Source organism: Aeromonas sp. PrichA-15 (assembly GCF_017939245.1).
GTDB classification, from domain to species: Bacteria; Pseudomonadota; Gammaproteobacteria; order Enterobacterales; family Aeromonadaceae; genus Aeromonas; species Aeromonas caviae.
This window is the reverse complement of record NZ_JAGKRH010000089.1, coordinates 1-12,078: the sequence shown is the minus strand read 5'-3', so window position 1 is coordinate 12,078 and position 12,078 is coordinate 1. Positions and strand designations below refer to the sequence as shown.

The window sequence follows — 12,078 nt, the reverse complement described above, 5'->3', positions numbered from 1 at the left end:
CCTGTCGTTGGTGGAGACCGGCAAGCGATTGGGCCGCTGCCCACAGGAGTGGTTGAGGGCCGTGGTCAGGGCGTGCATCGAGAAGACAGATTATCCCATCCCGGCAGAACTGATGCCGTCAACCCCGTCCTGGTGAATAGATACAGAAAATGAATCAACTTTTCTTACGGTTTCTAGTTTATTTTCAATATCTTGTGCAATTAAATCAATGTGTTCGTATTTTAATGAGTTAGGTGATGGCCATGGATATATCATGACTGCTGAGTCATTTGCATGTTTTAGACTTTGCAAGGGGCCTAAATATATAAATGAAGAGTATGCTTCTATATCTTCTTCTGGTTTAGCCTCCACCTCTTCTGCGGGAACAAATACCAAGAGGCGATTTTTTAACTCGGGCTTGTTACAAAATAACCCTAACTCAACCAGAGAACCTGCACTTTCTAAACAGATTATTATGAGTGTTGATATGCTTGCTATATCATCTTCAAAGTCCATTAGATCTCTATAAGCACCATTTTTAAAATAGTCTTTGAAATTTTCAGCAGCTAATAGATGATCATGTATATTGGAGTTGTCATTACTTGCAAAATATCTAAAAATCGCCTCTCTTAAACTAGAACCGATTTTTATCATCGAACCACCACAAATAAATATTATTGGTGGTGTATTGAAATTCACATGAAAACTAGAGTGCTCTAGGTCATTGAATATCATCTCCAATGTTTCATTGTAAGCAATTCTATCCATTGATGACTCTGCTCGGGAAGTAACAAAAGTAAGGCGACCGGATGGTCGCCTTACTAACCTTTACCTAAAGGATGCGCTGAAGACTTTTCGTGCGCTCCTGAGGGACGAAGGATCGTGCGGAAAGTACTGAAGCGCAACCCTAAATGTCCACAATAAGTTACTGTCTGGCGAAGCGCCTGACAAGGTTTGTACAATGACAAAACCCACGCGTAAAGGCTAAATTACTATATATGTAGTTTGATGATATTACAACCTATCAAACACTACGCTCGTGCCTAAAAATATTTAGCCAATTCAAATTTTTAAGTAAATGAGAGATTGCGATTTGAATAATTTGGAAAAAATAACGCTACCGCCCGTGGATTACAGCTTCCAATATGCTCCATTAACCCGCGAGGGCAGCAGCCCATCACAGACGAATAGGCACCGGATGGCTATGTTAAGCCAATCGAATCTGGTCTCACCAGTCTAAAAGTGACGTAACCATCAGGAATATCTGCGTTTTATGCGCTGGTTCAAGAAATTGCTGTGGCAGATGACAGGATTCCCATGGACCTTGATTCTATTGGGGTTGGCGGGCGTGGTGGGGAAGAGGGTCTGACTTGCTGTTGAGGCGGAGCTGGCCGGGGAGAATCCAGCTTAGCCAATCGGCGCTATAGTGCGGCTAAGGTGCTCCGTGGCTCTTGCTGGCGAGGCGGGGGATCTGCGGCAACAATCAGCTGGTGCATTAACAGCTATTTGCAAACTATCACCATGCAAACGGGTCACCATGCCAACACATCACAATAAGGAACGTCATATGAAGCGTATTGCCATCCTGTTCGGCCTGCTCTGCGGCAGCGTGTTGCTGACCAATCCTGTCTTTGCTAACGACGCAGCCCAGTTGCAGTGCGAGGCGCAGGCCGCGGCCAAGAAGCTGGCGGGGGCCGCCAAGACCAGCTTTGTGGGCAAGTGCGTGAAAGATGCTGCCAGCGCCGCGACCGGCGAGTGCGAGAAGGCGGCTGCCGACAAGAAGCTCGCGGGGGCGGCCAAGAACAGCTTCGTGCAAAAGTGCGTGAAGACGGGGGCGGCGATGGATCCGGCGGCGAAGTGCGAAAAAGCTGCCGCCGACAAGAAGCTCGCCGGCGCAGCCAAGAATAGCTTTGTCCAGAAGTGCGTGAAGGATAGCGCCGCCCAGTAAGGCGCTGTACCTATCCGGTGTGTTTGTGGGGGCCATCAGGCCCCCTGCTTTTTTGGGGGAAGGAGAGGGGGCCTGGGATTAAAAGAGCGGTTTCTGAAGGGGCCCTGCCACCAGATAACGCGCATCCACCCCCTCCGTGCCGCCAATCAGGAAGGGGCTTAGGGGATCGTGGCGCTGCCGGTTCTTGATGACGGCGCTCTGGCTGTAGGTGGCGTAACAGTAGGTGCAGCCATGGAGGCAGGTGTTGTAGGCGCCGATGTCGATGCTCTTGACGCAGCCACAGGCCTCGCGCTGACCGGGGTCTTTTCTGCCGTCGACCCGGCGGCCGAACAGCGCCTGGATCAGCTGGTCGTCGATGCACTTGCCATGGGGGATGCCGAGGTGGGCGAGATCCACGGCCTCGGCGCAGGTCTCCATGGTCATGTCGAAGTGGGCGGCGGTCTGCGCCATAAAGGCTGCCAGCTCATCCAGCACCTCATGGTGTTCTGGCGCCTTGCCCAATTCCGTTCCCAGCAGGTCGTGCACGACCAGCCCCTCGACCGCGTTCAGGTTCTTCTCCGTCTTCTTGTAGAGGTCGACCACGCTGATGACGACCCTGTGGGTCTTGCCGGCCAGGAGGGAGGCAATCTTGTAAAAGAGCCGCTTGTGCTCGGCCAGGTCGACCAGGTTGCACAGCAGGATGGGGTCGTAGCGCCAGATGACCTTGTTCGCGCCGACCCTGTCTGACAAGGCGCAGAAGGTCTGGATGGCGTTATGGGGCCGCGGGACCCGGCTCTCCAGGGCCCTGGGGTAGCCGGTCAGGGTGTACTGGAAGTAGTAGCGGTGGCCGAGGGCATCGAGCTCATCCAGGTGCCCCATCAAGGGGGCCGGTTGCCGGGTCCAGAACACGATGGCATCGACCTCCTACGGGTGCAGCGACACCCGGGAGATCTGATGGGCATTGAAGGGGTTGCGGGTGAGCAGGAAACCGGCCCTTATCCGGTTCATCCACCAGGGGGTGTAAAAGGCCGGGATATCGGTGCGTCTGCTGGCGCTGATGATCATGGCGTTGCGGTTTTTGCCAAGGCGGTTGGCAAGGGGGCCGCCCCTTGCCAACTTGCCGGGTCTATCAGGCCCCGGATTCCGGCGGCGTGTGTTCCGGCGCGCTGCTCAGCAGATCCTGCCCCTCGTCCTGGCTCAGCACCAGGTAGCGCTCGTACTGGCGCAAGACGTCGGCGCTCAGCTCGTCCCGGGTCAGGTACTGAACGTCGTAGCCGGCGCGGCCGTCGGCGAAGAAGGTGATGGGCTCGAAGATGCGGGCCTCGGGATCGTGGTTGTGGGCCGCCTCCAGGGGGTTGAACGCCGGGGCAGGGCGGGCTTCGATACGCACCCCGTAGCAGAAATCGCGCCGCCCTTGCTGGGGCACCAGCAGGTGGCACTGCTCCGCGTCCTCCTGCTCGACCCGGCTGATGATCCCCCGGGCTGCGAACTCCTGGCTGAGGGCCGTCAAGGCCGGCAGGGCGACCTCGGCGAGGAACTTGCGGGCCCCCTGTTCGGTGGAGGGGCGCAGCAGGTGATCCATCCGGGTACGCCACTGCTTGCCGCTCCAGAAATCGGTGGCGGGGGAGAGGCGTCTGGCCGAGTGCTCCCTGTCCGCAATCAGGCCGCGCACCAGGCCGAGGCAGAGCAGCACCATGATGAAGGCGAACGGCAGGGCGGCGATAAGCGTCATGGACTGGAGCGCCGCCAGCCCCCCGGTGCTCATCAGGGTGCCTGCGGTGATACCGAGCAACACGGCCCAGAACAGGCGCTGCCAGACCGGGGAGCCCTCCTTGCCCTGGGTGGCGATGTTGTCGATGACGAAGGCACCCGAGTCGGCGGAGGTGACGAAGAAGACGCTGATGAGGATCACCGCGAGTGCCGAGGTGATGTCGGCCCCCGGCAACAGATCGAAGAAGTTGAACAGCAGGGTGTCGATGTTGCCGACCGAGTCGATGAGGCTCTGGCCCCCCTCATGCTGGCTGGCCCAGATGGCGGCGTTGCCGAACACCGTCATCCACAGCAGGTTGAAGGCGGTGGGCACGAACAGGACGCCGAGGATGAATTCGCGCAGGGTGCGCCCGCGGGAGATGCGGGCGATGAAGAGGCCGACGAAGGGGGACCAGGAGATCCACCAGGCCCAGTAGAGCAGTGTCCAGTTGCCGAACCAGCCCGCCTGGCGGGTCTCGCTGTAGGTGAAGGTGCGGAAGGTGAGCTGGCTGAGGGACGACACATAGTTGCCTATGTTCTCGGAGAGGGCCCCCAGCAGGTACTGGGTGGGGCCGGCCAGCAGCACGAACAGCAGGAGCACGATGGCGAGGAAGAGGTTGAGCTCGGAGAGGCGCTTGACCCCCTTGTCGAGCCCGGTGACCGCCGAGACGCCGGCGAGGGCGATGACGGCCCCGATGAGGCCGAAGCGGAACAGCTCCCCCGAGGTGTCCATGCCGGTGAGCCGGGTGATCCCCGCCGAGAGCTGCATCACGCCATAGCCCAGGGTGGTGGCGATACCGAAGATGGTGCCCACCAGGGCGAAGACGTCCACCGCGTGGCCGAGCGGCCCGTGGATCTTCTCCTTGAAGATGGGGTAGAGGCCGGAGCGGATGGTCAGCGGCAGGTTGTAGCGAAAGCCGAAGTAGGCCAGCACCAGGCCGACGATGGCGTAGACGGCCCAGGCGTGAAAGCCCCAGTGGAAGAAGGTGGTGACCATGGCCTCGCGGGCGGCCACCGGCGTCAGGGGCGTCGCCTGGGGCGGTGAGACGTAGTGGCTCATGGGCTCGCCCACCCCGAAATACATGAGGCCTATCCCCATGCCGGCGGCGAACAGCATGGCGAGCCAGGAGGTGAAGCTGAACTCCGGGCGGGCGTCGTCCGGCCCCAGGCGAATGTTGCCGTAGTGGCTGAAGGCGATCACCAGCAGCAGGATCAGGAACATGCCGACCACCAGCACGTAGAACCAGCTGAAATGCTCGGCGATCCAGCTCTGGCCGTTGCCGAAGAAGCGGGCGGCGGCCTCGGGGGCCAGGGAGCAGATGGCCAGCAACGCCAGGATGAAGAGCAGGCCGGGGATGAAGATGGGCAGCGACAGGGTGCATCTGAGGGGGCGAGGGGCGTTCATGGGACACCTTTGGGTAGAGGGACTCATGACACTATAGGCCCCTCGGGTGCAAAGCAGACAAGGGGTGGACGGCGAGTGACGGGGTCAACGGCCATGAGCACCGTGGGGGAGGCACTCGTCGTCCTGTTTTTTCATCGTATTTTATGCCTTTAAATCAGATGGTTACCGCTTTCTTGTTTGTTAATAGCGAGTTGATGCCGTTTTTTGGGAAATCTTTTCCCCCCTCGTCCGGTTCTATTGAACGTAGCCGGATGAGATGCGCCGGAGACATCACTCTCGACAACAAGGAATAGAGACATGAACGTGAAAAAAAGTACTGCCATCGCCTCTGCCATGACGGGTCTGCTGGCCCTGGGTGCCCAGTTCATCGCCGCGCCGGCCATGGCTGCGGATGACAAGGAGAAGTGCTACGGCGTGGTCAAGGCGGGCAAGAACGACTGCGCCACCAAGGGCGGATCCTGCGCCGGCACCGCCAAGATGGATGCCCAGGGGGATGCCTTCGTGGTGGTGCCCAAGGGGCTGTGCGAGAAGCTCGCTGGCGGGTCCCTGCAACCCAAGTAAGCCGCATGCCATGGTGTGGCGCCCGCCACATCATGGCCCTATCTATTGAGAGCCCAGCCATGAACCCCTTGATCGGTATCGGTTTACGCCCCCCGCACTACGACGAGATCCGCCACACCCTGCCCGGAGTGGGCTGGCTTGAGGTACACAGCGAAAACTACTTCGAGCGCCACAGCCAGGGCTTCGAGGTGCTGGCGGAGCTTGCGAGGCACTACCCCGTGAGCCTTCACGGAGTCGGCATGTCGCTGGGCTCCGCCGATCCTCTCGATGCCGGGCACCTGCGCCAGCTGGCAGCCCTGGTGGCGGCCATCTCGCCGGTGCGGGTGTCGGAGCACCTGAGCTGGGGCAGCATCGGCGGGCGCTATTTCAACGATCTGCTGCCCATGCCCTACACCCGTGCCGCTCTTTTGCACATGAGCGACAAGATAGATCGGGTGCAGCAGACATTGGGCAGACAACTGCTCATCGAGAATCCCTCCTCCTACCTGCAACTGGCGGGGGAGATGGGGGAGGCCGAGTTTCTGGCCGAGCTGGCTGGGCGCAGCGGTTGCGGCGTCCTGCTCGATCTCAACAACCTCCATGTGAGCGCGGTCAATCACGGCCTGGAGGTGGACGACTATCTGGCGACTATCGACCTCGACACGGTCGGCGAAATTCACTTGGCCGGTTTTACCGAGAAGCACCTGCCCCAGGGGCCCCTCTATATCGACACCCACAGCACCCCCGTGGCCGAGCCCGTCTGGGCGCTCTACGAGCAGGTCTGCCAGCAGCGCGCCATCCCCACCCTGATTGAATGGGATCTGGCGATCCCCCCGCTGCCGGTGCTGCTGGGAGAGGCGCAGCGTGCCAGCGAGATCCTGAGCACGGCGCAGCAAACATCCAGGGAGGCCGCCCATGTCTGAGCTTGCTTCCCTGCAACGCGCTTTTGCGAGCGGTCTGCTCGGCCAGGATGATGCCATCCTCGGGCACATCCAGCCGGGGCGCTTTGCCCCCGACGCCCTGTTGCAGATCTATCGCAACAACTTCATCCTCGGCCTCACCGAGGTGCTCGCCAGCAGCTACCCCGCGGTACGCGCCATGGTTGGCGAGACTTTCTTTGAGGCGGCGGCACGAGGGTTCGTGCTGGCGGCTCCTCTGGAGGAGGGGAGCGTCATGGACTACGGGGAGGGCTTTGGCGACTGGCTGGCACGCTTGCCCACCACGGCCGCGTTGCCCTGGCTCGGGGATCTGGCCCGCTTCGAGTGGGGGCTGGAGCGGGTCTCGCTGCTTGCGCCAGAGACGCGGCGCTGGCCCGCCGAGCGGCTTGCCGCCATGACCCCTGAGCACTGGGAGCGGCTGGTGCTGCATCCTGCCTGCGATCTGCTGCTCCTGGAGAGCCCCCATCCGGTGCTGGCGCTCTGGCAGATGGCCCTGCACGGCGGTGAGACGGTCAGGGAGCTGGATGCTGTCTGCTCCCTGGCACTCAAGAAACGCCCCGGACACCGGATCGACCCCATTCCCCTGGATGCCGCCGCCTGGCGTCTGCTGCAAGGCTGCCTGCAGGGCAGGCCGCTGGCCAGCCTGCTGGCTCAGGATCCCGCCATGGCCGAACACCTGGCCCCCCTCATCACCCTCGACCTGCTGGTCGATCTGGAGCTTGCCCCATGACAACGCAAACCCTTGCCAGGCCCCTTGGCCCCCTTGTTGAACGCATCTTGCCCTGGTGCAGCGGTGGCCTGTTGCTGCTTGCCAGGCTCTGGGTCGCCACCATTTTTCTGCGATCCGGCTGGCTCAAGTTAACGGCCTGGGACAGCACCCTCTATCTGTTCGAGTTCGAATATCAGGTGCCCCTGCTGCCCTGGCAGTGGGCGGCCTATGCGGGCACGGCGACCGAGCTGTTGCTGCCCCTCTTCCTGCTGGCGGGCCTCTTCACCCGTCCGGTCGCCTTGCTGCTGTTTGGCTTCAACGCCATGGCGGTCATCTCCTACCCGGCCCTCTGGGCGGGGGGCTTTCACGATCACCAGTTGTGGGGCTGGATGCTGCTGACCCTGGCCGTGTGGGGGGCGGGCCCCCTGGGGCTCGACAGCTGGCGCCTTGCCCGTCGCTCGCCTCCGGCGTAAGGTGGCCGCACACGAGCCCTGCCTGACTGACGGGTGGGAAAGGAATGCAAAGGAGAAGAGATGAAGGTTCGCGAGGCGCTGGCGGCCGATATTCCCGCCCTGACGACACTGCGCATGGCGCTCTTTTGTGAGGTGGGGGAACTTGCCCGCCCCGATGAGGATCCGGTCCTCAGGGAGGCGACGCAGGCCTACTTCATTCAGGCGCAGGAAGAGGGCTGCGCCCGTAGCTGGGTGGTGGAAGAGGAGGGCGAGGTGGTGGCGTGCGCCACCCTGGCACTCTTCGTGCGCCCGCCCTACCCGGGCAATCTGGCGGGGCGGGAAGGGTACCTGCTCAACATCTACACCCGGCCGGTCTGGCGCAGACGGGGAATGGCGAACGCCCTGCTGGTGGCCATGGTGGCGTATGCCCGCGAGCAGCAACTGGGCAAGCTGTGGCTCCATGCCAGCAGTGATGGGCGCGCTATCTACGAACGGTTCGGCTTTGCCGGCAATCCCGCCTGTCTTGAGTGCGTTCCCGCTCGTTAGCCGCCTTTTTCACCGCCGGGCTGATCCTCTTTCGCCTGGGCTGCGTATTGGGAGCCCTTGGCGGCATCGCCGCTTTTCTATACACTGCGCGCCCCATTCGTTTCAGTCGTCCGACCACTTATGTCGGCGCTGGCGGTGCCGATACCCTCTGTGGGTGAGGCCGTGGTGCCCATGGGGATGGTCAACGAGGAAGAAGTGTCATGTTCAATCAGAAGCTCAAAGCGCAGTTGCAGGCATGCCAGACCCGGCTCGACGAGGAGCAGGGCATCATAGAGGCGATCAAGGCGGGCGCCGCCACCGTCATCTTCAGCCCGGAGGGGATCATCCAGGAGGCGAGCACTCCTTTCCTGGCCCTGATGGGATATGGGGCCGCCGAACTGATTGGGCAGCCCCACAGCCAGCTCTGTCCGAGGGCCTGGGGGGAGTCCGGTGACTATCGCCAGTTCTGGCGCCGCCTGGCCCAGGGGGAGGTGTAGTCAGGCACCTTCGAGCGCGTGAACCGGCAGGGGGAGACGCGCTGGCTGGAGGCGACCTATTTCCCGGTGAAGCACCAGGGCCGGGTGACCCGGGTACTCAAGATTGCCAGCGACGTCACCGAACAGCACCAGCGGCTTGGGCGGCTCGAGGCGCTGACCGAGGCGTTGGACCGTTCCCGGGCCATGATCGAGTTCACCCCGAACGGCGACATCCTCCATGCCAATGCCAACTTCCTGAGCGTCATGGGTTACACCCTGAGTGAGATCGCGGGCAGGCACCACAGGATCTTCTGTGACGAAACCTTCCTGCGCGAGCAGCCCCGTTTCTGGGAGGAGCTGGCCCGGGGCCAGTTCAAATCCGGCCTCTTCATGCGCCACGACAGCCGGGGGCAGGCCGTCTGGCTGGAGGCGACCTACAACCCCATCCGGGATGGCCGCGGCAAGGTGGTGCGGGTGGTGAAGTTCGCCAGCGACATCACCGCGCGCATCGAGCAGAACCACGCCACCCGGGAGGCGGCCCGCCTGGCCCACAGCACCGCCCAGGAGACCCTGCACAGCGCAGAGGAGGGGGCGGGCTTGCTGCGCGCCGTGGTGCAGACCTCTTCCCTCATCGCCTCCCAGGTGGATGAGGCCATCGCCCTCATCGGCCAACTCAACGAGCAGTCCAGAAGCATCGAGGCCATCGTCTCGACCATCAGCGCCATCGCCGATCAGACCAATCTGCTGGCCCTGAACGCTGCCATCGAGGCGGCGCGGGCAGGGGAGCAGGGGCGCGGGTTTGCGGTGGTGGCGGACGAGGTGCGCCAGCTGGCCGCCCGCACGTCGCTCTCTACCGACGAGATCGCCAGGGTGGTGCAGAAGAACCGCGAGCTGACCGCCAGGGTGACCGACGACATGGCCGGGGTGGCGGGCAGCGCCGAACTCGGCAAGCAGCAGATCGCCGGGGTGGACAAGCTGATGAGCGAGATCCACCAGGAGGCGGACAGGGTCTCCCAGACGGTATCGGCCCTCTCCATCTGAGGGGCTGACCGCAAGATTGCCAACAGAGTGAGCGATCGGACGGCCAGGCTGAACCCTGGCTGTATGACGCCCCCCTTCGTCATTGTGCCGCCCGGCCCCCTTGTTTAGGCTGCCGCCTCCTTTTTATTGAGCAGGTAGACAACAATGGCAGTACGACAGAGAGGCAGGGCACTGGCCCTGCTGCTGGGAGTGGGGGCGAGCCTGGGGCTTGGTGGTTGCATGGGTCAGATGGGCCTCTCTTCCATGGTGACCAAGGGCAACCTCAGCGTGGTGGACAACCGTTACGGCCGTGCCGGCGTCTTCGTGCTGCTCTCCCCCGTCTATGGCCTGGCGGCCACGGCGGATCTCTTCGTGTTCAACACCATCGAATTCTGGTCCGGCAAGAACCCCATTACCGGCAAGGCGCCCGCCCTGGTGGATCAGAAGAGCGATGCGATCATCAAGGTGAACCAGCACCTGGATCCCGCCCTCAACCAGGTGCCGCTGGCCCTGCTGCCTCAAGGGGTGCGCGAGGTACAGGTGAGCTACCCGGACGAGCGCACCGCCCAGATGGAGATCCACTACATCGACGGTCAGCGCAGCCTGATGCGGGGAGAGATGCGCGGGGAGCGACTGGATCTCTATCTGGACGACAGACTGGTCTCGACCCTGAGCCGCGAGCAGCGCGATGCGGCGGCAAGTCGGGGAGCGGTGCAGGCATAATTTGTCGCGCCCCTGATCCTTTACTCCCGACAAATGCTATACATGCCTGCGGGCAAGTACGCCCCGATGCAGAGGGAGTGGGCTATGACGGTAAACGGGTTGCGTTTGGCAGAGCTGATTGGTTCTCTCAGCCATGCCCTGGACATGACGGAAGGGCAGCCGAGAGGCCATTGCATCCGCTGTTGCTGGATAGGCTCTCGTCTGGGGGAGCAACTGGGACTGGATGCCCGGCAGCGCCACGACCTCTATTACACCCTGTTGCTCAAGGATCTGGGGTGCAGCAGCAATGCCGCCCGCATCTGCGAGCTCTATCTCACCGACGATCTTCACTTCAAGCGCGACTTCAAGCTGGTGGATGGCTCCCTCTCCGAGGTGGTCAACTTCGTGCTGGGCCACACCGGCTTGCAGGCGGATCTGCTGGGCCGTTTTCGCAGCCTGTTCCACATCTTTCGCAACGGGGATCAGATAGCCAACGAGCTGATCCTGACCCGCTGCCATCGGGGGGCGGACATCGCCCGCCAGTTGCGTTTCAGCGACGAGGTGGCCCAGGGGATCCTCTCCCTGGATGAGCACTGGAGCGGCAAAGGGCGGCCGCAACAACTGGCGGGGGAGGCCATCCCGCTCTTCTCCCGCATCGCCCTGCTCTGTCAGGTGGTGGACGTGTTTCACGCCGCCGCCGGGCCGGACGCGGCGATGAGGGAGCTGCGCGAGCGCAGCGGCAACTGGTTTGATCCCGCCCTGGTCAATGCCTTCGAGGCGCTGGCAGACGAGGCCTTCTGGCAAGGGCTGGCGGATCCCGCGTTGGCGGAGCGGGTCTTCGCCCACCCGGCGGGGCAGGGGGAGGTGGCGCTGGATGAGGATTATCTGGACGAGATAGCGGCGGCCTTCGGCCAGGTGGTGGACTCCAAGAGCCCCTATACCGCGGGGCACAGCGGCAGGGTGGCGCTCTATACCGACATTCTCGCCGCCCAGATGGGGATGTCCGAGCCGCGGCGACGCTGGCTCAAGCGGGGTGCCCTGCTCCACGACGTGGGCAAGCTCGGGGTGAGCAACGCCATCCTCGACAAGCCGGGCAAGCTTGACGAGCAGGAGTGGGCGGCGGTGCAGATGCATGCCGCCTACACCGAGGAGATCCTGGGCCGCATCGGCGCCTTCGAGGAGCTGGCCCTGGTGGCTGGTGCCCACCATGAGCGACTCGATGGCAAGGGCTACCCCAAGGGGCTCAAGGGGGAGGCGATCACCCTGGAGACGCGCATCATCACCACCGCCGACATCTTCGATGCCATCACCGCCAAGCGCCCCTATCGGGATGCCATCCCGGTGCCGCGTGCCCTGGAGATGATGGCGGAAAACCTGGGTACGGCCATCGACCCCGACTGCTTTGCCGCCCTGAAGGCGGGGATAGAGGACTTCTCCCTCTACCTCACTCCGGAGCAGCCCCTGGCTCGTGCAAGCTAAGGCGCGAGCCGGAGACAAACAAGCCCCGCATCGGCGCAATGCTGTTCACTTAAGCGGAGCCGCATTGCGATTTACCGGAAAACGGGTCTTTGATATCTTCACCGCCCTGGGTCTCGATGGCCTGGGGCGTTTTTCTATGAACATGACGCCTATGCAGCCCCGCAACTCCGCCAACCT

The 12,078-nt window shown here is 62.3% G+C and carries 10 protein-coding genes and 2 pseudogenes; 9 read left to right on the top strand and 3 right to left on the bottom strand.

Features of this window, described 5'->3' with window-relative positions:
• Nucleotides 1-90: 90 nt before the first annotated feature.
• Nucleotides 91-747: a retron St85 family effector protein gene (locus J9889_RS13060; RefSeq protein ID WP_210556942.1), complete on the bottom strand. Its 657-nt coding sequence runs from the start codon at nucleotides 745-747 to the stop codon at nucleotides 91-93.
• A 799-nt stretch (nucleotides 748-1,546) separates the two neighbouring features.
• Between J9889_RS13060 and J9889_RS13055 the strand changes: the two genes are divergently transcribed.
• Nucleotides 1,547-1,927: a hypothetical protein gene (locus J9889_RS13055; protein WP_210556937.1), complete on the top strand. Its 381-nt coding sequence runs from the start codon at nucleotides 1,547-1,549 to the stop codon at nucleotides 1,925-1,927.
• Between the two features lie 78 nt (nucleotides 1,928-2,005).
• On the opposite strand, the pseudogene J9889_RS13050 reads toward J9889_RS13055, so the two are convergent.
• Nucleotides 2,006-2,971, bottom strand: a pseudogene (locus J9889_RS13050) (DUF1848 domain-containing protein).
• 64 nt (nucleotides 2,972-3,035) lie between these two features.
• Nucleotides 3,036-5,060: a BCCT family transporter gene (locus J9889_RS13040; protein WP_210556934.1), complete on the bottom strand. Its 2,025-nt coding sequence runs from the start codon at nucleotides 5,058-5,060 to the stop codon at nucleotides 3,036-3,038.
• A 297-nt stretch (nucleotides 5,061-5,357) separates the two neighbouring features.
• Between J9889_RS13040 and J9889_RS13035 the strand changes: the two genes are divergently transcribed.
• The 8 genes and pseudogenes from J9889_RS13035 (at nucleotide 5,358) to J9889_RS13000 (ending at nucleotide 11,901) form a co-directional block, all read left to right on the top strand.
• Nucleotides 5,358-5,621, top strand: a complete 264-nt coding sequence (locus tag J9889_RS13035; RefSeq protein ID WP_010673595.1) for a DUF2282 domain-containing protein — start codon at nucleotides 5,358-5,360, stop codon at nucleotides 5,619-5,621.
• 59 nt (nucleotides 5,622-5,680) lie between these two features.
• Entirely contained in the window at nucleotides 5,681-6,523 is an 843-nt protein-coding gene (locus J9889_RS13030; RefSeq protein WP_210556933.1) for a DUF692 domain-containing protein, read from the top strand.
• The gene (locus J9889_RS13025; RefSeq protein ID WP_210556932.1) at nucleotides 6,516-7,268 is read left to right on the top strand and encodes a DNA-binding domain-containing protein; all 753 of its coding nucleotides are present in this window, start codon (nucleotides 6,516-6,518) and stop codon (nucleotides 7,266-7,268) included. The genes J9889_RS13030 and J9889_RS13025 overlap by 8 nt, the downstream gene beginning before the upstream one ends.
• On the top strand, nucleotides 7,265-7,720 hold the full coding sequence (locus J9889_RS13020) for a DoxX family protein (RefSeq protein WP_041213281.1): 456 nt from the start codon (nucleotides 7,265-7,267) through the stop codon (nucleotides 7,718-7,720). The genes J9889_RS13025 and J9889_RS13020 overlap by 4 nt, the downstream gene beginning before the upstream one ends.
• 60 nt (nucleotides 7,721-7,780) lie before the next feature.
• The gene (locus tag J9889_RS13015) at nucleotides 7,781-8,245 is read left to right on the top strand and encodes a GNAT family N-acetyltransferase (protein WP_182957656.1); all 465 of its coding nucleotides are present in this window, start codon (nucleotides 7,781-7,783) and stop codon (nucleotides 8,243-8,245) included.
• A 200-nt stretch (nucleotides 8,246-8,445) separates the two neighbouring features.
• Nucleotides 8,446-9,741 (top strand): annotated as a pseudogene (locus tag J9889_RS24545) (PAS domain-containing methyl-accepting chemotaxis protein).
• Between the two features lie 144 nt (nucleotides 9,742-9,885).
• Nucleotides 9,886-10,443 carry a DUF3332 domain-containing protein gene (locus J9889_RS13005; RefSeq protein ID WP_010673601.1) on the top strand — a complete coding sequence of 186 codons (558 nt, stop codon included), beginning with the start codon at nucleotides 9,886-9,888 and terminating at the stop codon, nucleotides 10,441-10,443.
• A gap of 84 nt (nucleotides 10,444-10,527) precedes the next feature.
• Nucleotides 10,528-11,901 (top strand): HD domain-containing protein, encoded by a 1,374-nt coding sequence (locus tag J9889_RS13000; protein ID WP_210556931.1) that lies wholly within the window; start codon nucleotides 10,528-10,530, stop codon nucleotides 11,899-11,901.
• Nucleotides 11,902-12,078: the final 177 nt, after the last annotated feature.